Here is a 21618-nt window from a genome sequence, read left to right as displayed (position 1 = left end):
CAACGAAAGGCCCCCGAACCGCTTGCGGTCCAGGGGCCTTCGTCAGTTGCGCGTCAGTGCGCGTGACCGTGATGCCCGTGGTCGTCGGCCTCGTCGGCCGGCTTCTCCACGATGGCGCTCTCGGTGGTCAGGATCATCCGCGCGACCGAGGCGGCGTTCACCACGGCGGAACGGGTCACCTTGACCGGGTCGACGACACCGTCGGTGAGCAGGTCACCGTAGGTGAGGGTGGCGGCGTTGAAGCCCTCCTTGCCGTCTGCGACCTTGCTGACGACGACAGCGCCGTCGATACCGGCATTGGTGGCGATCCAGAACAGCGGCGCCTCGAGGCCCTTGCGGACCACCTCGACGCCGACGGCCTGGTCGCCGGTCAGCGAGTCGCGCAGCTCGACCAGCGCGGTCGCGGCCTGCACCAGCGCGGTGCCACCACCGGGGACGATGCCCTCCTCGACCGCGGCCTTGGCCGCGGCGACCGCGTCGTCGACGCGGTACTTGCGCTCCTTGAGCGCGGTCTCGGTGGCCGCGCCGACGCGGATCACCGCGACGCCACCGGCCAGCTTCGCGAGGCGCTCCTCGAGCTTCTCGCGGTCCCAGTCGGAGTCGGTCGCCTCGATCTCGCGACGCAGCTGCGCGCTGCGGGCGGCGATGTCGTCCGCGGTGCCCGCACCGTCGATGAGCACGGTGTCGTCCTTGGTGACGACGACGCGACGCGCCTGACCGAGCTGCTCGATGGTGGCCTCGCGCAGGGTGACACCGAGATCGGGGTTGATCACGGTGCCGCCGGTGACGACGGCCAGGTCGTCGAGGAACGCCTTGCGGCGGTCACCGAAGAACGGCGCCTTGACCGCGACGGCCTTGATCGTCTTGCGGATGGAGTTGACGACCAGGGTCGACAGCGCCTCGCCCTCGATGTCCTCGGCGATGATCAGCACGGCCTTACCGGACTCGGCGATCTTCTCGAGCAGCGGCAGCAGGTCGGGCAGCGAGCTGATCTTGTCGCGGTGCAGCAGGACGTACGTGTCCTCCAGCACGGCCTGCTGGGTCTCGGGGTCGGTCACGAAGTAGGGCGAGAGGTAGCCCTTGTCGAACTGCACGCCCTCGGTGACGACGAGTTCGGTCTGCGTGGTCGAGGACTCCTCGACGGTGACGACGCCGTCCTTGCCGACGGTGGTCAGCGCCTTGCCGACCATCTCGCCGATCTCCTCGTCGCGCGAGGAGACGGTGGCGACCTGGGCGATGGCCTTCTCGCCCGAGACCGGGGTCGACGCGGCGAGCAGCACCTCCGACACCTTGTCGGCGGCCAGCGCGATGCCCTGGCCGAGAGAGATCGGGTTGGCGCCCGCGGCGACGTTCTTCAGGCCGGCGCGCACGAACGCCTGGGCCAGCACGGTCGCGGTGGTGGTGCCGTCGCCCGCGACGTCGTTGGTCTTGGTGGCGACGCTCTTGACGAGCTGGGCGCCGAGGTTCTCGAAGGGATCTTCGAGGTCGATGTCACGCGCGATGGTGACACCGTCGTTGGTCACGGTCGGGCCACCGAAGGCCTTCGCCAGTACCACGTGGCGGCCACGTGGGCCGAGGGTTACCTTGACGGCGTCGGCGAGCTTGTCGACACCGCGTTCCAGAGCCCGGCGAGCCTTCTCGTCGAACTCGATCTGCTTTGGCATAGAGGATTCAGCTCCTGTGTGAGAACGCAATCCGCCCCGGGTCGGTGAACGACGCCGGGGCGGAACGCGAATGCGGCGTTGGCCTACTTGGTGACGACGGCCAGGATGTCGCGCGCCGACAGGATGAGGTACTCCCCACCCTGGTACTTGATCTCGGTGCCGCCGTACTTGCTGTAGATGACGACGTCGCCTTCCTTGACGTCGACGGGGATGCGGTCACCCTTGTCGGTGATCCGGCCCTCGCCGACGGCGATGACGGTGCCCTCCTGCGGCTTCTCCTTGGCCGTGTCCGGGATGACCAGGCCGGAGGCCGTCGTCGTCTCGGCCTCGTTGGCCTGGACGAGGATCTTGTCCTCGAGCGGCTTGATGTTCACGCTCGCCACGTTGAGCCCTCCACTTTCAGGGGAAATTCGGTCGTCCGGAACTGTTGTCCCGGACCGGGTTTCGGTCAGCTTGCGACCCTGCGCGTCAGCCCCGTCGTCGCGGGTGCCGGGACCCGAAGCCCAGAAGTCGACTGGCACAAGCACAGCTACACAGTGCCGACTAGCACTCTATACGCGAGAGTGCCAGCGCTCAAGGCCGGGTTCTGCCAATGTCGCATTTTCGACACGCCCACACTCGCCAGTGATCTTCACTTCGCCTGCCGATATCTGTAACGTTCGCATAACAGGCTGTGAAAGGATATGTATAGCGTTCCATTCGAGATGGTCGGCATCACAGAACCATCCGCTCGAAGGGAGGTGAACATGCGAACATCCCTCGGCATCTCTGCCGGTAACGAGGTGGTGTGCTCAGCACTGGTCGCCACCGGACCGTCCGGTGAGCAGAGCTTCGACTACCGGGTCGTTTCCGCCGACGCGGCGCACTCCGACCTCGGTGATCTCGTGTCGTCCTCGATCGAGCTGATGACCACCCAGCTGCCCGTCTCCCAGAGCGCGGACATGGTCGGCGAACCACTCGGGCGCTACGCGGGCGCGCATCGCAGGGCCGAGTCCGCCCGGACGCGGCCACCGACCAGCGTCGCCGTCGCGTATCGGAACAAGGAGCAGGCCCAGGCGATTCGCGCGGCGACCACGCGGCATCGTGATCTTCGATTGGTGCCGGAGGGCACCGCGGCGATGACCTACTTACGCGATACCGGTCTGCTCGATCGCTACGCCACCGTCGCGGTGGTCGACCTCGGCGCGACCGGGCTCACCGTCACCGTCGTCGACTACGCCGACGGCACGATCCTGCACACCGAGCGCACGCCGACGCTGAGCGGCAACGCCATCGACGAGCTGATCTACCACCATCTCGTCGACCTGCACTACGCCCGCCGCGGCACCAGGCCCAATCGCAGCACCCTGACCAATCGGGGCAGGGCGGCCAAGGAGCACCTGTCGATCGCGCCCGCAGTCACCATCGATCACGTGGCAGGTCAGCCGCTCAAGCTCACCCGCTCCGATTTCGAGGAGCTGATCGGCGGGCTGCTGCGCAATATCGCGCTGTTCTCCGCGTCGGTGTTCAGCCGGGCGCCGAAGTATCCCGAGGCGGTCGCGGTGATCGGCGGCTGCGCCAACATCCCCGCCGTCGTCGACACGCTGCACGCGCGATTAGACGTCCCGGTGCTCACCGTCCCCGATCCGGAAGCCGTGATCGCCAAGGGCGCGGCGCTGGTCGCCGATGCCGCAGCGCCGTCTGCCCTGTTACCCGCCGCGCTCGGTGACGCGCCGAGCGGCACGTTCACCAAGGTGGTCGGGACGCTGGCGGGCGCGGTCGTCGTCGTCGGCCTGGTGATCGGCTACGGCGTGCAGGCCATCACGCCCGACGCCCCCGATGTCACCCCGGCGGGCACCAGCAGCACCGTGCGCCAGCCGTTACCCGTGGCGCCGCAATTACCACCGACACCGCAGAACCGCGAGAGCGGCGACCGCACCGGTGTCACCAATGCGCCGCCCACCACCGAAACCCAGGCGCCGAGCCCGATCGCGCCGACCACGACTCCGCCACCCAGCTCGGCCCCGGCGCCCAGCCCCTCCGGGCCCAGCTCGACGGCCCCGACGCTGCGACCCGACCCGAACCTGCCGCAGATCCCGTATCCGGAATCGCCACTCGGCCCGATGGACAGCGGATCCTCGGGCGGCCAGGAACGGCGTCCGTCGACACCGAACACCTCCCCCACCCAGGCTCCCGCTCGTGGTGCCCTGCCAGTGCCGCTACCGCCCACGGCGAGCACTCCGGGCGAAGCGCCGCTAGAGCTGATCGACTAGCTGCCGCGCGGTCAGCCGCGCAGGGCACTCACCGATACCGGCAGGCCCGGATCCGTGGCGACAGTCAGCTCGGCGGGTTGCGCACCCGCCGCGATCACATGGGCGCCGAGCGCCGCGATCATCACCCCGTTGTCGGTGCACAGCCGCGGCTTGGGCACCCGCAGCGTCAATCCCGCCGCGGTGCACCGTTCTTCGGCGAGCGAGCGGATGCGGGAGTTGGCGGTGGCGCCACCGCCGAGCACGATCGTGTCCACCCCGACGTCCTGCGCGGCGCGCACGGCCTTCATGGTGAGCACGTCGGCGACCGCCTCCTGGAAGGACGCGGCGATATCCGGGATCGGCAGCTGCTCGGGCGTGATGCCCTGGCGCTGTGCCGCTTCGACATAGCGGGCGACCGCGGTCTTGAGGCCGGAGAAGGAGAAGTCGTAGCGGGCATCGCGCGGCCCGGTCATGCCGCGCGGGAACGCGATCGCGCGCGGATCGCCACCGGCGGCGGCCGCGTCGAGGTACGGTCCGCCCGGATAGCCGAGGCCGAGCAGCCGGGCGACCTTGTCGAAGGCCTCGCCCGCGGCGTCGTCGACGGTGCTGCCGAGTTCGGTGATCGGCTCGCCCAGATCGGTGACCTGCAGCAGGTGGGTGTGCCCGCCCGAGACCAGCAGCGCCACCGCGGGCGGCAGCGGGCCGTGCTCGAGCGTGTCGACCGCGACGTGCCCGCCGAGGTGGTTGAGCGCGTAGAACGGCACGTCCCAGGCCGCCGCGTACGCCTTGGCCGCGGCGACACCGACCAGCAGCGCACCGGCAAGGCCGGGGCCGATGGTGACGGCGAGCGCGTCCGGCTTGCTGATCCCGGCCGCGGCCAGTGCCCGGCGCATGGCGGGCACGATCGCCTCGAGATGCGCGCGCGAGGCGATCTCGGGGACCACACCGCCGAAGCGCGCGTGCTGGTCGACGCTGGAGGCCACCTCGTCGGCGAGCAGATCGAGCGATCCGTCCGGGTTGCGCCGGACGATGCCGACTCCCGTTTCGTCGCAAGAGCTTTCGATGCCCATGACGATCACGACAGCACCTCGTCCTGCCTGCCGCGCGCGGCCCATTCGTCGGCCGCGGCGGTGAGTTCGGGCCGCCGCATGGTGTACGCGTCGGCGCCGCTGGGGTGGTAGTAGTTCTTGCGCAGCCCGATGATGTGGAAGCCGTGCTTGGCGTAGAGCGCGATGGCGGGCGCGTTGTCGGTGCGCACCTCGAGGAACACCGGGCCGCCGCGTTCGCCGGCCGTGGCCAGCAGCGCCTCCAGCAGCAGCGTGCCGATGCCGCCGCGATGGCAGTCCGGGTCGACGCCGATGGTGTGCACCTCGGCCTCGGGATGGGCGGCGTCACCGAGCAGCGCGATACCCGCGTAACCGACCATGACACCGTCCGCGTCGCGCGCGGTGATGTAGCGGTTGTGCGCACCCGCCAGCTCCGAACGGAACGACACCGCCTGCCACGGATCGTCCTCGGGGAACAGCAGATGCTCGAGCTCGACGCAGCGGTCGATATCGGCGGGGGTCATCGGTTCGATCCGGTACACGGCGCTCACGCCCCGGTCCGGTCGAGGGTGCGGAAGCTGTTCTCGACGGCGTCGGGCCTGCGCAGATACAGCGGCACCAGCGCCTCGGGCACGGTTCCGGCAAGCAGCTCGCGCGCCGCGACCGACACCAGGCCCGCAGGCGAGGGCGACTCGCTGGGCAGCACCGGCAGATCGAAGTAGTCGACATGCGCGGCCGAGCCCGCGACCGCGACGGCGTCGCCGAGCGGCACCTCGGTGGGCTTGCACACCTCGGGACCGGCGACCCGCGCGCCGTTCAGGTAGCGGGCCCAGTACACCTCGCGCCTGCGCGCGTCGGTCACCACCAGCAGTTCCCCCGTCTCGCGCTGCTCGCCCGCGGCTTCGGCGGCGATGGCGTCGAGACTGCACACGCCGTGCACCGGCAGTCCGAGCGCGTCACCGAAGGCGGCGGCGGTGGCCATCCCGACCCGCAGCCCAGTGAACGGGCCAGGCCCGACACCGACAACGAGCGCGTCGAGCTCGTCACGACGCACCCCGGCTTCGGCGAGGCATTCCAGGATCTGCGGGGTGAGCACTTCGGCGTGGGCGCGTGCGTCGACCTTCACTCGGGCAGCGAGCGTCGCCACAGCGGGCCGGGAGTCCGCGTCGGCGGCAGGTGACAGATGCACCAATCCCGCTGTAACGGCGGGTGTCGCGGTGTCGACTGCTAGTACGAGCATGATTGTCTCAACAATACCGGGTGGTATCCGCGCCCGGCGCGCAGCTGTGCCCGCCGGTGGGCGGGTTATTCGATCCACTCCCAGATCGCCGTGCGCACATCGGATTCCGGTTCCCGGGCGAGTTGCACCCGCAGATGCCGCTCCGAGAGGTGTTCGACGACACCTTTGCCCCACTCGACCACCACCACCGCGTGATGCAGGTCGGTGTCGAGATCGAGCGCGTCGAGCTCGTCCAGGTCGCCCGCGAGCCGATACGCGTCGACATGCACCAACGCCACCCCGGGCGTGCCGTCCGGGCGGTGCCCGGCCTTGTGCGCCCGCGCGATGATGAACGTCGGCGAGCTGACCCGGCCCAATACTCCGAGACCGGCCGCGATTCCCCTGGTCAGGGCCGTTTTTCCAGCACCGAGCGGACCATCGAGAACCACCAGGTCGCCCGCGCGCAGGGTCGCCGCCAGTTCCCGGCCGAACGCCTCGGTGTCCTCGACCGTGGTCAGGACGCGCCGCTGTGGGTCAGCCACCGACGGCCTCCCCGCCACGCGCGTCCAAGCCCGCGCTCGCCAGTAGCCGGTCGAGTGCGTCCAGCGTCACGTCGGGGAACTGCAGGTGCGGCATGTGCGCGGCCTCGTTCAGCCGCACCAGCTCGCTGTTGGGGAGCGCTTCGGCCAGCACGTGCGAGTTGCGGAACGGGATCACCAGGTCGTGCGCGCCGGACAGGACCAGCACCGGCACGTTGGCCAGCACCGGCAGCGCGGCCGACTCGTCGTGCAGCTCAATCGCTTTCAGGAATTTCTCGATGGTGCCGACCGGCGTGCGATCGATCATCATGGTGGTGAACCGCGACAGCGTCGGGCTGACATGTCCGTGGAACGAGCTGACGTGCAGGATCGGCGCGACCAGTTGCTTGCTCGCGGTCCGGCTCACCTGGACCAGCGCGGGCGCGGTCCGCACCGCCATCCGGAATCCGCCGATCGCGGGATGGCGCAGCAGCTGCGGCAATCCGGTCGCGGTCACCTCGGCGGCCGCGGTGCTGAACAGACCGACCGCGACCACCCGCGACGCGATCAGCTCCGGGAACTGCGCCGCCGCCGCGAGCACGGCCATCCCGCCGAGCGAATGTCCGACCAGCACCACCGGTCCGGCGGGCGCGCACTCGCGCATCACGGCGGCGACATCGTGGCCGAGCTGTGCCACCGTGCAGCTCTGCGTGCTCGGAGTCCCGGAGCGGCCGTGTCCGCGCTGGTCGAAGAAGACCATCCGGACCCGATCGCCCCACTGCCTGGCCAGATCACGGCGCTGGAAGTGGAACGACTCCATGCTGTTGCAGAAGCCGTGCACGAAGATGATCGTCAGCTCGGCGGAGTCGTCGCCGTAGGTGCGGGTGGCCAGCGGCACACCGTCGTCGGCGATCACGACGCCGGGTTCGTCCTCATCGATCAGGGCGAAGTTCTCGTCGCGGTACTCGTCGCGTTCGGCGGGCCACCGCACTCGCGCACCGATCCGGCGCAGGGTGTGCGCGACGGCGAGCGCGCCGAGCAGGCCCGCGGTCGCCAGCCCGCCGCGCAGGATCACGGTGCCGCGGCTCATCGGCCGGTCCCCACATACCGGCGGACGGCTCTGCCGCGCGGTGAGCACACGATCTCGTAGTCGATCGTGTCGAGCAGTCTGGCCCAGTCGAGCGCATGCGGGTGGCCGGCGCCGCCGCCGAACAGCACCGCCCGATCGCCTGCCCGCACGCCGCCCGCGTTGTCGCCGAGGTCGACCATGAACTGGTCCATGCACACCCGCCCGACATTACGGTGCCGGGAGCCGCCGAGCCACACCTCGAAACGTCCACTCAGCGAGCGGAATACACCGTCGGCATATCCGGCGGGCACCAGCGCCACCGTTGTATCGCGTGGCGCGGTCCAGCGATGCCCGTACGACACGCCCTCCCCCGCGGCCACCCGCTTCACCAGGGTGACCTCGGCCTGCAGCGTCATCGCCGGGCGCAGTCCGAAGTCGCCGAGCTCCGGGATCGGGGACAGTCCGTAGACCGCGATGCCGGGGCGAACGAGGTCGAAGTGCAGGTCGGGCCTGGTCAGCGTCGCCGCGGAGTTCGCCAGATGGACCTGCTCGGGTTCTAGCCCCTGCTCCTTGGCCTCGGCGATCGCCTCCACGAAACGCTCCCGCTGGCGGTCCAGCATGGGATGCTCCGGCTCGTCGGCGTGCGCGAGATGGGAGAAGATCGCGCGGAACCGGACGACCTGCTCGTCGACGAGCGCGCGCAGAGCCTGCAGGACCTGCGGATACTCGGCGACCGACACCCCGTTGCGATTGAGGCCGGTATCGACCTTGAGCGAAACCGTCGCGGTGCGACCGGTCGCCCTGGCAGCCTGCTCGACGGCCCGCAACTGCGTGAGCGAGGACACCCCGATCTCGATATCGAAGGCGATCGCGGCAGCGTAGTCGGCGTCGATGGTGTTCAGCCAGCACAGGATCGGCGCGGTGATCCCCGCGGCACGCAATGTCAGCGCCTCGGCGACGGTGGTAACCCCCAGCTCGGCGGCCCCCGCCCCCAATGCCGCCCGCGCCACCTCGACTGCGCCGTGGTTGTAACCGTCAGCCTTGACCACCACCATCACCGCGGCGCCCTGCGCGAACTCACGCAGCACACGCACGTTGTGGGCAATGGCATCCAGGTCGATGACAGTTTCCACTTGCGCATTCACAGCCCCGATCCTGCCAGGACCCGCAGGATTCGCAGCACCGGGGGCGGCACCCGTCCTGGGAATCCGCACCGGGGACACCTCCTGCTCAGACGCCGGCGAGTTCGCGCAATACCCGAATCGCCGGGCGTATGTGATGCAGCAGCGGCGAGGCCGAGATCGGCGCGGCAGCCGGTTGGTCGTCATACGCGGCGAGGTTGGCCGCCAGCGCGTGCACGCGCGCGGCCGCGGCAGCCGACCAGCCCGGCGCCCTACCTGCCGCGAGCAACGCCCCGAGAATGCCGGACAGCACGTCTCCCGACCCCGCGGTCGCCGCCCACGAACCGCCCGCATCGTTGACCAGCGTCGCCTCCCCCGGCGAGGCGATGATCGTCGCCCGCCCCTTGAGCAACACCGTCACCTGCCACTCGTCGGCGAGCGCACGAACCGCAGCCACCCGGTCCGGCCCGAGCTCCGCACCCGTGAGCCGGGCAAACTCACCCGCGTGGGGTGTCAGCACCGTCGGTGCTGACCGACCACGGACCAGCTCAGGTTCGGCGGCCAGCAAGGTAAGCCCGTCAGCGTCGACGATGACCGGCAGATCAGTCGCCAGCACCTCCGCGAGCCGATCCCTGGCCCCCGCATCGGTACCCGCACCGGGACCGAAGACCCAGGCCTGCACCCGCCCCGTCTCCGAAATCGTCCCACTGGCAACCACTTCGGGAAAATTCTCCAGCACCTCGGTGTCGTCACCGGCATAACGCACCATCCCCGACGTCGCCGCCACCGCCGCACCGGTACTCAGCACCCCCGCCCCGGGGTACGTCGAACTACCCGCACATACCCCCGTCACACCCTGCGTGTACTTGTCGTCCGTCGCCCGCGGCACCGGCCACTCCGCCCCGATCGCGGCCGGATCAAGCTGCGCGAGCCCCGGTTCCGGCAGCCGTAAACCGATCGGCACCAGCACGATTCGCCCACAATGCGACGTCGCGAGCGCATGCACCGGCTTGTACGCACCGAACGCCACCGTCACCGCCGCACGCACCGCGGGCCCGTCGATCGCCCCCGTATCCGGATCCACCCCACTGGGCAGATCGGTGGCGACGATCGGAACATCCAGTGCCGCAACCATCTCCGCGGCGGCAGGCCGCAACGGCCCACGACCGGAGATCCCCACGATCCCGTCGATCACCAGATCCACCGCACCGAGCCGATCCACCCGCCGCCCACCGGCCGCCCGCAGCGCCGCGAGCCCTTCCCGGTGCGCGCGTTCCGGATTCAGCAGCACCGCAGTCACCGCCACCCCACGCCGCGCCAGCATGGACCCCGCCCACAGCGCGTCCCCACCGTTGTCGCCCGACCCGACCAGCAACCCCACCGCCCGGCCGACCACACCACCGGTCTCGGAACGCAATTCGTCGGCAACCACCGTCGCCAGCCCATAGGCGGCCCGCCGCATCGGCATCCCCGCAGGCACACGCGTGAACAGCTCCGCCTCGGCCGCCCGCACCTCGTCGGCGGTGAAGTAGCCACGCCGATCCGACATCGTCGCCTCCCGGTCCCGGCGCGGGCCACGGCCGGTCCGCGATCGTTCGCAGACTACGCTCCACACCCATGTCGATGGTTCGTCACCGCGCCGCATCCGCCCGGGTTGTCGCCGGATTCGCCGTGGCCGCCACCCTGTTGTCCGCCGGTTGTTCCGGCGACGGCGAGAACGCCGCCTCCACCACCACCCGCAAGCCGCGCCCGGTCACCACCACGACCACGCAGACCGAGCACAAGCCGACCGACCTGACGATCGACGTCAGCGGCATGAAGTACTCCCCCGCCGACGTCACCATCAAGGTCGGCGAGACCGTCACCTGGAAGTTCTCCGACAAGGCCCCGCACAACGTCCAGGGCATCGGCGACAAGGCGATGGGCATCAACAGCCCCATCATCGACAAGGGCGAATGGTCCTACACCTTCACCCAGCCCGGCACCTACCGCTACCTGTGCAGCCTGCACCCGGACATGCGCGGCTCGATCACGGTCGAGTGATCGCGGCGGCCGGCCCCGAAGGCCGGCCGCTCACGTCCTATTCGACGGTGACCGACTTGGCCAGGTTGCGCGGCTTGTCGACGTCGTAGCCGCGAGCCTGCGCCACCTCGGCGGCGAAGATCTGCAGCGGAATGGTCGACAGCAGCGGCTGGTACAACGTCGGCGCGGCCGGGATCTCGATCAGGTCGTCCGCGAACGGCCGCACCGTGTCATCGCCCTCCTCGGCGATCACGATGGTCCGCGCGCCCCGCGCCTGGATCTCGCGGATATTGCTCAGCAGCTTCGAGTGCAGCACCGGACGGCCCTTCGGCGACGGCATCACCACGATCACCGGCAGACCGTCTTCGATCAGCGCGATCGGCCCGTGCTTGAGCTCACCGGCGGCGAAGCCCTCGGCGTGCATGTACGCGAGCTCCTTGAGCTTGAGCGCACCCTCCAGCGCCACCGGGTAGCCGACGTGGCGACCGAGGAACAGCACCGTCGGCACGTGCGCCAGCTCGCGCGCGATGGCCCGCACCTGCGAACCGGTCTCCAGCACCCGCGCGATCTGCTTCGGCATGGCCTCGAGCTCGGCGAACTCACGGGCGACCTCGTCGGGGTACTTGACCCCGCGTGCCTGCGCCAGCGCCAGGCCGACCAGATAGTTGGCCGCCACCTGCGCGAGGAACGCCTTGGTCGAGGCGACACCGATCTCGGGCCCGGTCCTGGTGTAGATGACCGCGTCGGACTCACGCGGAATCTGCGCGCCGTTGGTGTTGCAGATCGCGAGCACGCGTGCCTTCTGCTCCTTGGCGTGGCGCACCGCTTCGAGCGTGTCGGCGGTCTCGCCGGACTGCGAGATCGCCACCACCAGCGTCGACCGGTCCAGCACCGGGTCGCGGTAGCGGAACTCGCTGGCGAGCTCGACCTCCACCGGCACCCGGGTCCAGTGCTCGATCGCGTACTTGGCCAGCAGGCCTGCGTGGTAGGAGCTGCCACACGCGACGACGAACACCTTGTCGAACTCGCGCAGTTCCTGATCGGCGAGACGCTGCTCATCCAGGACGATCCGGCCGCCGTTCTCGTCGACGACGAAATGCCCCATCAGGGTGTCGGCGACCGCGGTCGGCTGCTCCTCGATCTCCTTGAGCATGAAGTAGTCGTGGCCGCCCTTCTCGGCGGCGGCCAGATCCCAGTCGATGGTGAACGGCCTGGTGACCACGCCCTCGGCGTTCCCGGCGAAGTCGGTGACGGTGTAGCCGTCGGCGGTGATCACCACGGCCTGGTTCTGCCCGAGCTCGACCGCCTCGCGGGTGTGCTCGATGAACGCGGTGACATCGGAGGCGATGAACATCTCACCCTGTCCGACGCCGACGACCAGCGGCGTCGACTGCCGGGCCGCGACGATCGTGCCGGGATGATCGGCATGGGTGAAGACCAGCGTGAACGCGCCCTCGAGACGCTGCAGCACGGCCAGCGCGCTCGCGGTGAAGTCGCCGGCGGTGGGGCCCTCCGCGTAGGCGCGCGCGACCAGATGCACCGCGACCTCGGTGTCGGTGTCGCTGAGCAGCTCGACCCCGGCGTTCTCGAGCTCGCGGCGCAGCGGCGCGAAGTTCTCGATGATCCCGTTGTGGACGACGGCCAGCTTGCCGGAGTCATCGCGATGCGGGTGCGCGTTGCGGTCGGTCGGGGCGCCATGGGTCGCCCATCGGGTGTGCCCCATGCCGCTGGTGCCCGCGAACTGCGCCGCACCCGCGGCCTCCAGCTCGGCCTCCAGATTGGCCAGCTTGCCAGCTTTGCGTTCGACCGCGATCGACCCGTTTCCGTCGAGGATCGCGACCCCCGCCGAGTCGTATCCGCGATACTCCATGCGTCGCAACGCGTCGACGACAACGCCGAGCGCGTCCCGGTACCCGACGTAGCCCACGATTCCGCACATGGTTCTCCACCCTACTGATCGGCTAACCTTCTCGCCGTGTCGGTCTCTGTGAAATCGCTCCTGAGCACCCTGTCCGCGCGCGGCCCTCACCGGGTGCTGCGCGGCAATCTGGGGATCGCGGGCCAGCCGGGTGTGGTGTACACGCCCGAGTCCGGGCTGAACCTGCCCGCTGTCGCGTTCGCGCACGGCTGGCTGACCAGCTCCGACAACTACAAGAGCCTGCTCGAGCACGTCGCGTCGTGGGGCTTCGTCGTCGCCGCGCCCGACACCGAACGCGGCCCGATCCCGTCACATCTGGACCTGGGCACCGACCTGCTCACCACGCTCGACATCGTCAGCAAGGTCCGCCTCGGCGACGGCACCATCAGCGTGCACCCCGATCGCCTCGCCCTGGCAGGCCACGGCATGGGCGCCGGCGCCGCTGTCATCGCCGCAGCTCAGCGCCGCGTCGCCGCCGTCGCCGCCCTGTTCCCCGCCCCCACCTCCCCCACCGCGGAGAACATCGCCCCCGAACTCGACACGCCCGGCCTGATCCTGGCAGGCGCGCTGGACCTCGACTCCGTCAGCTCCAACGCCCGCGCCCTCGCCACCGCCTGGTCCGGCCCCTCGATCCTGCGCACCGTCGACGGCGCCTCCCACAACGGCATCGTCGAAGGCCGCCGCCTCTTCGCCGCCCTCGGCGCGGGCCGCTACGAACACAAAACCGAGAAGACCACCCGAGCCCTCCTCACCGGCTACCTCCTCAACACCCTCCTCGGCGACAAGACCTACGCCCCCTTCGCCGACCCCGAAGCTGCCATCCCCCACACTCACGTGGTCGACCCTCACGCCCCGGTCGAAGAGGAAACCCCGAAGCTGTCCATCGGCACGGTCGCCAAACTGATCCGGGGTTAGTCCCGACTCTGCGTGAATTCGCGCTGCACGCCGCGCACGGCACCCAAATCGTCGCCGAATTCCGGGTCCGGCGACGGCGCTGACAGGAGCAGCCGATCGGATCGGCCGATCCGATCGGCGAGTTCCGACGTCACCGAACATCGCGTTAGCATGTGGCTCACTCAGGTACATGAGTGGTCGAACGGGGGGTCAGGTGTCCAGTCTTCGTGCCGGTGAGGCATTTGCCGGATATCAGGTCGAGGGAGTTCTCGGCCACGGCGGCATGGGCACTGTGTATCTGGCCCGGCATCCGCGACTGCCCCGGCTGACCGCCCTCAAGGTATTGAATCCGGAGATGTTCGCGGACAGCGAGATCCGCTCTCGATTCGAACGAGAGGCCGAGGTCGCCGCACAGCTCGAGCATCCGAACATCGTCTCGGTCTACGACCGCGGCGTCGAGGGCACCGTTCCGTGGATCGCGATGCGGTATGTCGCGGGTGCCGATGCTGCGGCTCTGGGAATCGTCGATCCTGATCGAGCGATGCGGATCATCACCGATGTCGCCTCGGCACTCGACCACGCCCATCGGCGCGGGGTGCTGCACCGCGACGTGAAGCCGGCCAACATCCTCCTGGCCGCGCCCGAAGCCGACGAGCCCGAGCGAGTCCTACTGACAGACTTCGGCATTGCCAGATCACACGACATGCGTGGACTGACGCGTACCGGAACCTTCACCGCAACCCTCGCCTATGCCGCACCGGAACAGCTGGCAGCGCTGCCACTGGATCATCGCTGCGATCAATACTCACTGGCATGCACGTTGTTCATGCTGCTGACCGGCGATTCTCCGTTCGCGGCAACCAATCCGGTCGCACTGATCGATGCCCAGATGCGCCAACCACCGCCACCGCTGAGTAGTCGCCGTCCGGATCTGCCGCGCAGCCTCGACGCGGTGATCGGGCGGGCGCTGGCAAAACGCGCTGAGGATCGGTACTCGAGCTGCAGCGAATTCGCTTGGGCTGCGGCCGAAGCGCTGCGTGCACGCGAGGTGGACACCGTGCTGGCCACGCCGTTCATGTCGAGGCAGCCGGCGCCGATGGCGCCTCGACCTGTCCCTGGCGCGCAGCACACGCCATCACCGTATCTACCCCCTATCGCGAACCACTCACCGGCTCGTCGAGCAGGTCCTCGCCGAAAGTGGCCGGTGGTCGTCGGCGTCATTGTACTGGGCATCGTCGGTACCGCGGGAACCTTCGCCGGGTTGGAGATCCGCGACCGGATCAACTACGGGCCGACGGCAATCGAGGCAGCGATGCCGAGCAAACTGCGGAACGCAGCCACCTGCACCGCGCCCGAGTCCGGGGGTCTCACCTGCACGATCCCGGGCACCGATGCCCTTCTCATCGGCGGCACACGCAACGGTGAGGTCCGGTTTCACGCAACTATCCAACGTATGCCTGACCAACACGTCGAGAACATCCGCATCGGGAGGGGCGCATACATCGGCGACCTGATCGACCAAGGCGAAACCGTCGCGCGAATCCCGTCGAACGGCAACGATACCGGGCTGTATTGGTCGAACGCGGCGACCGGCCTGGCGATTTCGGCCGGCGGGTTCAAGGACGTCTTGTCGGCGCAGACCTTCTTGAAGCGTTCGGGTCTCACGAACTGAACTGACGCATGCGTGGCTACGGGTGGTGTACACCAAATTCCACGCGTTACGGCGTACCAGCCCCGGTGGAAGAGGGGGAGACCCTGTCGCTATCCAGCAGCACGAACCACGGGTGCGATCGATCGCCGCCCCGACCTAATATGTAGCCGACGCTGTGCGACGAGGAAGACAGAGGGAGGGGTCCGATGGGCGGTCACGTGACGGTCGATCCGGAGCAGCTACGCAAGCTCGGGGGAAAATTGACCGGTTCGGGGGGCACGATCAAGACACTCAACAAGGACATCAGTGGGTGGTCGTTCACCGCCGCCCAGGCGGGGCGAGCCTATGGGGACGAGGGCGCCAAGTTCGGTGCTGAGATTGTGAATATCGGCGCCTGGCTGACGCACTGGGAGACAGCGGTGACCAAGTCGGGCAATGCGTACACCACCAGCGCGAATACGTATTCGGCCACCGACGACGCCAACGTAACCAAGATCACGGCCGCTGGGGTGAATCTCGGATGAGTTGGACAGCGGACGAATCCGGTGTAGTCAAGGACGGCAAAATAAACTCCGACTGGGAGCACTCCGTCTCCAGTTCGGCCGGAAATGCCGACAAGATTCTCAGCGATGGCGCCGAGGGGCTGGAGTACTTCAAGTACTACCTCCCGCTGTACAAGCAATGCCTCGAGAAACACGGACTCGGAAACGCAGATATCGCTGGACGCGATTACTACACCCTGTGCGGACTATACGATGCCGAGCAGGGCATGGACATCGAGGCGATCGAGCGAATGGCGAGCACGCTCGCGAACGCGCTTCCCAACCTGTACGCGGAGTTGCAGACCCAGCAGACTCAGCGTAATGCGATCCAGAGCATCTGGAAGGGCGATGCCGGCGATGCTGCGTTCACCATGCTGAATGAACAAGTTCGGCGGGCCGACGAGGATTACAACCACACCCGAACCGCCTCCCAGGAGTTGGGCGAGCTGGCGAAGGCTCTTCGCAATATAGTCACCGAGAAGGCCACGGACGTAAAGGGGTATTGGCGCCCCGCGGGTACTCCAGATTTCAAACTGGAAGGCCGAAACGAGGATTTCCTCATCGGAACAATCGAAAACTGCATCAAGACCGCCGATTCCGTTGAATATCAAATGACATTCCTGCGAGACGTATTCGTTCCGCAGGTCGAGGCGACGGTCCTGCATTACGAAGAAATATGCAGAGAGACTTCCAGGATCGTCCGCGAGGTGTTCAAACAGGCCACAACCGCACTGGCCGCAGTAGAAGCCGCCCCCTATCCGATGCCGTCAGACGCGGCACCAGATACCCCCCAGAAGGGGAACCCCACCACGAACAACCCCTCTGGCGACGGAACTTCGAATGGCGGCGGAGGTAGCTCGACCGGGGATACCACCCCCGCTACCACAACAGAAGACGACACGAAAACCGACACCACGGGAACCAAGAATCCGACAACAACCGACGATACCGATGACGATGACGATGACGATGACGACGACTCGTCCACCGATCTGAGCAGCTTGTTGTCGACGGTCTCGAGCGGACTGTCGACACTGAGCTCGGTGGTCAGCGAACTGTCGAGCCTCACCTCGGGATCGTCCGGTTCGGCCGAGAGCATCGCCGAATCGATCGGCACCGGCCTCAGTTCGCTCGGAACATCGATCACCAGTGGCATCGAGCAGCTGAGCACCTTGTTCAGCGGGAACGGGTCCACCGAAGTCAACATCGCCGGAACAACTCTCAGCTTGGCGACCGGAGACGACGGGCAACTCAAACTCACCACCACAGACACTGCGGGCACGACCCACGCATACGGACTCACACTGAACGAGAACGGCGTCCCGGTGATCACCGACGCAGCAGCATCGACAGCGCCGACTCCGAGCACGACCGCTGCGCCCAACGAGTCCACCACCGAGGGAGCTACCACCGACGGCGCCGTTGCCGGGAGCATGGCCGTTCAACCAGGAATATCCGCCTCCAACAACAGCCAGGTCACCGACACCGAACACTGGTCCACCATTCCCGAACCGGAACCGCCGGCTGACACCGGCGCACAACTGGCGGAGGCAGGTCCCCTGTGAGTTACTCCCCGATCCAGGACCTGGTTGCCGAGCATCTCCGCAGAGCCCGCATGCTTCGAGCCGAGTTCGAGGACGAACGAGCCCGCTTGCAGGCCAAAGGCGACAACCTGTTGGCCGAAGCGCGAGCCGCCGAGGAACGAGCTGCTGAGCAGCAGGCCGCCGAACAGCAGGAACCGATCACCGAGCCTCAGCCTGTCATCGATTTCGACGCCATCCGCCGCGAAGAACAACTGCGTGACGTGATGGCACGCGCTGCGGTGGAGCAATCCCATGTCGCAGCCTCGGACAACGAGGCGAGTACCGGGAGGCACCGGAGTGCCGTCGCCGAGCAATACACACCCGCGAGTTGGTCACCCGCGGGCAGCCCGGCCTCGCTCGACGAAGAGCAACTGCGCGAGGCACGCGAGGCGATAGCCCGCTCGGCCGCTGCGCGCCGAGCGGCCGAGCGCGTCGAGCCGGTCGACTACGACGGCTATGACCAGGAGAGCGAGTACTTCCGCGGCAAGAATTGGTTCGGTTAGGCGTTGGGCAGCACGCACTTACGGCTCGACTGTGAGGTGGCCGCCCGCCCCACTGGGTGTAAATTCCCTGTTGGGGCGGGAGCGTACCGGCCTGTGACCGGAACGAGGAGTTGATCGATGGATCGCGGGGCAGTCGTACGGATACTGGTCGTCGGCGGGGCGATCTCAACGTTCCTCGGCGGGTGCAGCTCGGGGAGCGAAGGCGATGCGCAGCCGAGTCCCCCGGCAGCGACTACGACCCAGGAATCGGTGTTGCCCACCGGATTCGACGGATGCAGTCTGCCGCAGTCGGTGATCGACGCGGAGGAGTTGCGGAATCCGAAGAAGGACGATCGGTGGACGACCGGGCGCAACAAGTGGTTGGGATGCGGATGGATCCAGCGGGGAGGATACAACGCGTCCATCACGGTGAGCACCATCACGATGCAGCAGATCAAGGCGAATCCCGAGGTAGTAATCCGCGAGGAATCGCAAATCGCTGGTCGTCCCACGATCATTCACTACAAACCAGCCCAGGACGGCTTGTCGTGTGAGATCAACGTCGAGATGAAGAACGGCAGCATGGAAATCTCTATCGGCAATCGGCCGAACAGAGAAAAATCCGGTCACCGCCATCCTTGTGATATCGCGAAAGATCTTGCAAATATGCTGGCTCCGACCATCCAAGCTGGAAGCTAGACACGTCGTCAGCAAAGGGAGGGAACATGGCGACACCGCTCGAAAACTTGATTCAAGAAGCGAAAAATGGCGGATTGAGCGTTTCATTCAGTACCGACGTGCGCGTTAACGCAGACGAGTTCGTGTATATGGAGCGAGACTGCGAAGCGTTTCTGGATGAAATTAACAACCTACAGAGACAAGCCCGCGGTATCGCCAATCGCGAAAAATGGGGATTGGGCGAAACCACCGAGGGCCTGACATCGGCATCGACAGTGGTGGGCTGGTTCCGAGGTAAGGCCGGAAAGGTCGGCGCTTCCACCGATTCCGACAACAATCTCGAGGATATCCTCCAGCAGCACTACGATATTGTTGCCGATATCCGGGACTTACACCGCGAGATCGCAAAACGCTACATGGCAACAGATGAAGAGTTCGCCGCCCGCTACAACGAACTCTCCGCGAATGTTCCGCCATCGGCGATCGGATCCACGGAAGGGCTTGCCTGATGGCCGGAAATGAGAAGGCCCGAATCGGCGAACCGGAGAAGCCGAACACCTGGGAGCACTGGGCGATCTACCGAGCATTCAATCCGCTCGACACAACCGAGGCAGACAACGCGAAATCCGAATACCAGAAACTCGCCTCGGATTGGTCTGCTGCCGTCGAGACATTCGCCGCAAGGATCCGTCGGTCGAGCACATCAGCCTGGGAAGGCGCGGCGGCGACGGCCTCTCAGAATGCCATCGCCGACTATGCGACGCGGGCACTGGAGCTGACTCCGGCATTGAACGCATTGGCGCAGCAGGTCACCACCACAGTAAACGGCGTGAACAACACCCGGACAAACGTCGACGAGCCGCAGAACATGCCCGACAGCGTATGGAATCTGGATGGCCATGATTTCTGGTTCGCCGAGCCGGGAAACCGCTCGATGACCGCGATCAACAAAGCCCGCGATGAAGCCCGCGAGGCGATGCAGAACCACTACGTCACCGATTTTGTTGCCGCCGATGGGCAGATTCCCGTCCTGCCGCAGCCCGAGAGCCCGACCTCACCGCTGACCTCATGGAAGCCGACCGGCGGCGATCCAGGCGCCAACGGCGGAGGCAACGGCGACACCTCGAACCCGGGCGGCGCGAACAGCGGAAACCCGCAAGACGAGACCGCGCCGACCACCGAAGACCCCGCCGTTACCGAGACACCCACCGACACAGACGATTCCAGCGACGACGACACCACCGACGACACCAATCCGTCGACGACCCAGGAAGCGGAATCGCCGGACTCGACATCACCTGCGTCCACCCCGGAGACGACTCCGGCGGGGGTCAATCCGGCAGGGACGCCGGGTGCTGGCTCGCCCGGCACCGGTTCACCCGGCGGCGGCAGTCCGGGCGGCGGTAGCCCGGGCAGCGGCAACCCAAGCGCCCCCGCGCCGGGCGGCGTCACAGCTGGATCACCGACCGCTGCGAGAGTTCCGACCGGCGCAACCGCCGCGGCGGGCGGAAGTGGCACCGGCCGTGCGGGTGCACCAGGGATGGGCGGTATGGGCGGCGGCCGAGGCGGCGGCAAGTCCGAAGACGACGAGACCCATCAGATCCCGGACTGGCTGAAGAACATGGAGAACACCGAGGAACTACTCGGTGAGATGCCGCGCACGATTCAGGGTGGCGTAATCGGCGGGAACGTAGATGAGTGAATGGACTTGGGAGCCTGATGATTTCGCCGCTCTCTGGCTGAACGATGCGCACGATCGGTTTCCGGGTCCACTCGGCTACACCAGCCGGATCCCCACTGTCACCGAGGAACGGGCACACCGAGCAGCGGTTCACGCAAGGTATGACCGCGAGGAGACCGAGCTGATCCAGCTCGCCTTCCATACCTTGAGCAACTGCGACTTGCAGATCAGGATTGTCGGCGAGTCGACCCGCCTCGGCGGTGGCCGACGACGAATGTACCGACTGCTCGGCGCGCAGACCGCCCATCATGCGGTCCTGCTGTCCCAGACCGTCACCGATGACGTCGAAGAGCGCATTCGGTGCAGGCTCTTCCGGCCGGACAACCTACCGGGTCGGATCGCCAAACTGCTGCCCGAGTTCGCGGCGGGGCGCTCATCGAGTCGAACGTTCCACATCGACGACATCGCCGCAGCAAGACGAGGCGGCACCGACGGCTATCGCGACTCGCCCAGCAAGCAGTTCGAACGCCTTGTCAGCCAGCCACGCGACGGCGGTGGAATCGCCGAACTACTGCCCGGCCCACTCGACGCCCGGACCGACTCCTGGTACAGCGCGCAGTGGTTCGACCTCACCGAAGACGGCCGCTACCTGCTGCGACGCGACCGTGACCAGGTTCAGGTCCGCCCGGCTGCCGCCGACGACCTGCGCGCGCTCTTCGCCAACTGGATCGACCGAACCCTCAGCAGACTGCGCGAGCGGGAGAACGAACCCGCCTGGTGACGAAGGCCGGTGCGGGCACCGCCACACCCCAAACGGCGGCCAGCCCCGGCCACTTCAGTCCAGCCAAGTCGACCGACGGTAGTACTCGGACTCGGAGTCGTAGTCACCATCCGACGGTGCCACCGTCGACCTGGCCTCTCGTGCCGCCCTCGCCCGCGCGACGGCCGCGCGGATCTCGGCCTGCCGCTGTTGCTCAGGAGTCATGTTCGGATCCGGCACGAAAGCGACGGGCCGTGACGGCGGCGACTGCGCCGCCGTCACGGGTGCGACCTCATGTGCAGGATCTTCCCTACCCTGACCCTGGTGCGGCTCAACAGTTTCCGCTTCGTCGTCCGCGGCTTCCTGCTCGGCCAGCTCGCGCAGACGCCGGGCAGCCTCGACAGCGAACTGTTCCGCACGGAGCGTGGTCTGTCTGTTGATCTCGTCGATCTCGTCCATCAGCATGGCCGAACGACGATGCGCCTCCGCCGCGATCTGCTCGATCTCTGCCGCGTAGTCCACGGACGATCATTCTCCCG

General features: G+C 67.5%; 22 protein-coding genes. 11 read left to right on the top strand and 11 right to left on the bottom strand.

Annotated features, from left to right (window positions below; translation table 11 throughout):
* Window positions 1-53: 53 nt before the first annotated feature.
* Together groL and groES are read right to left on the bottom strand one after the other, a co-directional pair.
* Window positions 54-1664, bottom strand: coding sequence for a chaperonin GroEL (gene groL, locus IEY60_RS20590; protein WP_189030707.1), 1611 nt, complete (start codon window positions 1662-1664; stop codon window positions 54-56).
* An 83-nt stretch (window positions 1665-1747) separates the two neighbouring features.
* Window positions 1748-2047 carry a co-chaperone GroES gene (groES, locus tag IEY60_RS20585; protein ID WP_110037083.1) on the bottom strand — a complete coding sequence of 100 codons (300 nt, stop codon included), beginning with the start codon at window positions 2045-2047 and terminating at the stop codon, window positions 1748-1750.
* A gap of 363 nt (window positions 2048-2410) precedes the next feature.
* Between groES and IEY60_RS20580 the strand changes: the two genes are divergently transcribed.
* Complete coding sequence (locus IEY60_RS20580) at window positions 2411-3916, top strand: DUF7159 family protein (protein ID WP_189030705.1); 1506 nt, start codon at window positions 2411-2413, stop codon at window positions 3914-3916.
* Between the two features lie 11 nt (window positions 3917-3927).
* Here IEY60_RS20580 and tsaD read toward each other — a convergent pair whose 3' ends face one another.
* The 7 genes from tsaD to IEY60_RS20545 all read right to left on the bottom strand — a co-directional run bounded on the left by tsaD (window position 3928) and on the right by IEY60_RS20545 (window position 10417).
* Window positions 3928-4974, bottom strand: coding sequence for a tRNA (adenosine(37)-N6)-threonylcarbamoyltransferase complex transferase subunit TsaD (gene tsaD, locus IEY60_RS20575; protein WP_189030703.1), 1047 nt, complete (start codon window positions 4972-4974; stop codon window positions 3928-3930).
* Window positions 4971-5465, bottom strand: a complete 495-nt coding sequence (gene rimI, locus IEY60_RS20570) for a ribosomal protein S18-alanine N-acetyltransferase (protein WP_189031347.1) — start codon at window positions 5463-5465, stop codon at window positions 4971-4973. The genes tsaD and rimI overlap by 4 nt, the downstream gene beginning before the upstream one ends.
* A 23-nt stretch (window positions 5466-5488) precedes the next feature.
* Entirely contained in the window at window positions 5489-6181 is a 693-nt protein-coding gene (tsaB, locus tag IEY60_RS20565) for a tRNA (adenosine(37)-N6)-threonylcarbamoyltransferase complex dimerization subunit type 1 TsaB (protein ID WP_189030701.1), read from the bottom strand.
* Window positions 6182-6246: 65 nt separating this feature from the next.
* Window positions 6247-6702: a tRNA (adenosine(37)-N6)-threonylcarbamoyltransferase complex ATPase subunit type 1 TsaE gene (tsaE, locus tag IEY60_RS20560; RefSeq protein WP_189030699.1), complete on the bottom strand. Its 456-nt coding sequence runs from the start codon at window positions 6700-6702 to the stop codon at window positions 6247-6249.
* Window positions 6695-7768: an alpha/beta fold hydrolase gene (locus IEY60_RS20555; RefSeq protein ID WP_189030690.1), complete on the bottom strand. Its 1074-nt coding sequence runs from the start codon at window positions 7766-7768 to the stop codon at window positions 6695-6697. Before IEY60_RS20555 ends, tsaE begins: the two co-directional genes overlap by 8 nt.
* On the bottom strand, window positions 7765-8901 hold the full coding sequence (alr, locus tag IEY60_RS20550; RefSeq protein ID WP_373291743.1) for an alanine racemase: 1137 nt from the start codon (window positions 8899-8901) through the stop codon (window positions 7765-7767). The genes IEY60_RS20555 and alr overlap by 4 nt, the downstream gene beginning before the upstream one ends.
* A 76-nt stretch (window positions 8902-8977) precedes the next feature.
* A complete protein-coding gene (locus IEY60_RS20545; protein WP_189030688.1) occupies window positions 8978-10417 on the bottom strand; it encodes an NAD(P)H-hydrate dehydratase in 1440 nt (479 codons plus the stop codon).
* 68 nt (window positions 10418-10485) lie between these two features.
* Here IEY60_RS20545 and IEY60_RS20540 point away from each other — a divergent pair, with 68 nt between their 5' ends.
* The gene (locus tag IEY60_RS20540; protein ID WP_189030686.1) at window positions 10486-10911 is read left to right on the top strand and encodes a cupredoxin domain-containing protein; all 426 of its coding nucleotides are present in this window, start codon (window positions 10486-10488) and stop codon (window positions 10909-10911) included.
* A 37-nt stretch (window positions 10912-10948) separates the two neighbouring features.
* On the opposite strand, the gene glmS is transcribed toward IEY60_RS20540, so the two are convergent.
* Window positions 10949-12829 carry a glutamine--fructose-6-phosphate transaminase (isomerizing) gene (gene glmS / locus IEY60_RS20535; protein ID WP_189030684.1) on the bottom strand — a complete coding sequence of 627 codons (1881 nt, stop codon included), beginning with the start codon at window positions 12827-12829 and terminating at the stop codon, window positions 10949-10951.
* Between the two features lie 36 nt (window positions 12830-12865).
* Here glmS and IEY60_RS20530 point away from each other — a divergent pair, with 36 nt between their 5' ends.
* From IEY60_RS20530 to IEY60_RS20490, 9 genes are all read left to right on the top strand, one after another.
* Window positions 12866-13723, top strand: coding sequence for an alpha/beta hydrolase (locus IEY60_RS20530; protein WP_189030682.1), 858 nt, complete (start codon window positions 12866-12868; stop codon window positions 13721-13723).
* 169 nt (window positions 13724-13892) lie between these two features.
* Complete coding sequence (locus IEY60_RS20525; protein ID WP_189030680.1) at window positions 13893-15374, top strand: serine/threonine-protein kinase; 1482 nt, start codon at window positions 13893-13895, stop codon at window positions 15372-15374.
* Window positions 15375-15559: 185 nt separating this feature from the next.
* The gene (locus tag IEY60_RS20520; RefSeq protein WP_189030678.1) at window positions 15560-15877 is read left to right on the top strand and encodes a type VII secretion target; all 318 of its coding nucleotides are present in this window, start codon (window positions 15560-15562) and stop codon (window positions 15875-15877) included.
* Window positions 15874-17460, top strand: a complete 1587-nt coding sequence (locus IEY60_RS20515) for a WXG100 family type VII secretion target (protein ID WP_189030676.1) — start codon at window positions 15874-15876, stop codon at window positions 17458-17460. Before IEY60_RS20520 ends, IEY60_RS20515 begins: the two co-directional genes overlap by 4 nt.
* Window positions 17457-17981 carry a hypothetical protein gene (locus IEY60_RS20510; RefSeq protein WP_189030674.1) on the top strand — a complete coding sequence of 175 codons (525 nt, stop codon included), beginning with the start codon at window positions 17457-17459 and terminating at the stop codon, window positions 17979-17981. The genes IEY60_RS20515 and IEY60_RS20510 overlap by 4 nt, the downstream gene beginning before the upstream one ends.
* A gap of 117 nt (window positions 17982-18098) precedes the next feature.
* Complete coding sequence (locus tag IEY60_RS20505; RefSeq protein ID WP_189030672.1) at window positions 18099-18659, top strand: DUF3558 domain-containing protein; 561 nt, start codon at window positions 18099-18101, stop codon at window positions 18657-18659.
* Window positions 18660-18685: 26 nt separating this feature from the next.
* Window positions 18686-19147 (top strand): hypothetical protein, encoded by a 462-nt coding sequence (locus IEY60_RS20500; protein WP_189030670.1) that lies wholly within the window; start codon window positions 18686-18688, stop codon window positions 19145-19147.
* Window positions 19147-20340 (top strand): WXG100 family type VII secretion target, encoded by a 1194-nt coding sequence (locus IEY60_RS20495; RefSeq protein ID WP_189030668.1) that lies wholly within the window; start codon window positions 19147-19149, stop codon window positions 20338-20340. The genes IEY60_RS20500 and IEY60_RS20495 overlap by 1 nt, the downstream gene beginning before the upstream one ends.
* The gene (locus IEY60_RS20490; protein ID WP_189030665.1) at window positions 20333-21100 is read left to right on the top strand and encodes an ESX secretion-associated protein EspG; all 768 of its coding nucleotides are present in this window, start codon (window positions 20333-20335) and stop codon (window positions 21098-21100) included. Before IEY60_RS20495 ends, IEY60_RS20490 begins: the two co-directional genes overlap by 8 nt.
* Window positions 21101-21154: 54 nt before the next feature.
* Here IEY60_RS20490 and IEY60_RS20485 read toward each other — a convergent pair whose 3' ends face one another.
* Window positions 21155-21601, bottom strand: a complete 447-nt coding sequence (locus IEY60_RS20485) for a hypothetical protein (protein ID WP_189030663.1) — start codon at window positions 21599-21601, stop codon at window positions 21155-21157.
* Window positions 21602-21618: the final 17 nt, after the last annotated feature.

Origin of the sequence: Nocardia rhizosphaerihabitans, assembly GCF_014646295.1 — a bacterium.
Lineage (GTDB): Bacteria > Actinomycetota > Actinomycetes > Mycobacteriales > Mycobacteriaceae > Nocardia > Nocardia rhizosphaerihabitans.
The sequence above is the reverse complement of the archived record's forward strand: the minus strand, read 5'-3'. Positions and strand labels throughout refer to the sequence as shown.

Bases quoted from the DNA above. Each gene is read 5' to 3' on its own strand.
- groL (WP_189030707.1), bottom strand. From the start codon at position 1,664: ATGCCAAAGCAGATCGAGTTCGACGAGAAGGCTCGCCGGGCTCTGGAA.
- IEY60_RS20580 (WP_189030705.1), top strand. From the start codon at position 2,411: ATGCGAACATCCCTCGGCATCTCTGCCGGTAACGAGGTGGTGTGCTCA.
- rimI (WP_189031347.1), bottom strand. From the start codon at position 5,465: ATGACCCCCGCCGATATCGACCGCTGCGTCGAGCTCGAGCATCTGCTG.
- tsaB (WP_189030701.1), bottom strand. From the start codon at position 6,181: ATGCTCGTACTAGCAGTCGACACCGCGACACCCGCCGTTACAGCGGGA.
- IEY60_RS20555 (WP_189030690.1), bottom strand. From the start codon at position 7,768: ATGAGCCGCGGCACCGTGATCCTGCGCGGCGGGCTGGCGACCGCGGGC.
- IEY60_RS20545 (WP_189030688.1), bottom strand. From the start codon at position 10,417: ATGTCGGATCGGCGTGGCTACTTCACCGCCGACGAGGTGCGGGCGGCC.
- IEY60_RS20540 (WP_189030686.1), top strand. From the start codon at position 10,486: ATGTCGATGGTTCGTCACCGCGCCGCATCCGCCCGGGTTGTCGCCGGA.
- glmS (WP_189030684.1), bottom strand. From the start codon at position 12,829: ATGTGCGGAATCGTGGGCTACGTCGGGTACCGGGACGCGCTCGGCGTT.
- IEY60_RS20525 (WP_189030680.1), top strand. From the start codon at position 13,893: ATGAGTGGTCGAACGGGGGGTCAGGTGTCCAGTCTTCGTGCCGGTGAG.
- IEY60_RS20520 (WP_189030678.1), top strand. From the start codon at position 15,560: ATGGGCGGTCACGTGACGGTCGATCCGGAGCAGCTACGCAAGCTCGGG.
- IEY60_RS20515 (WP_189030676.1), top strand. From the start codon at position 15,874: ATGAGTTGGACAGCGGACGAATCCGGTGTAGTCAAGGACGGCAAAATA.
- IEY60_RS20505 (WP_189030672.1), top strand. From the start codon at position 18,099: ATGGATCGCGGGGCAGTCGTACGGATACTGGTCGTCGGCGGGGCGATC.
- IEY60_RS20500 (WP_189030670.1), top strand. From the start codon at position 18,686: ATGGCGACACCGCTCGAAAACTTGATTCAAGAAGCGAAAAATGGCGGA.
- IEY60_RS20495 (WP_189030668.1), top strand. From the start codon at position 19,147: ATGGCCGGAAATGAGAAGGCCCGAATCGGCGAACCGGAGAAGCCGAAC.
- IEY60_RS20490 (WP_189030665.1), top strand. From the start codon at position 20,333: ATGAGTGAATGGACTTGGGAGCCTGATGATTTCGCCGCTCTCTGGCTG.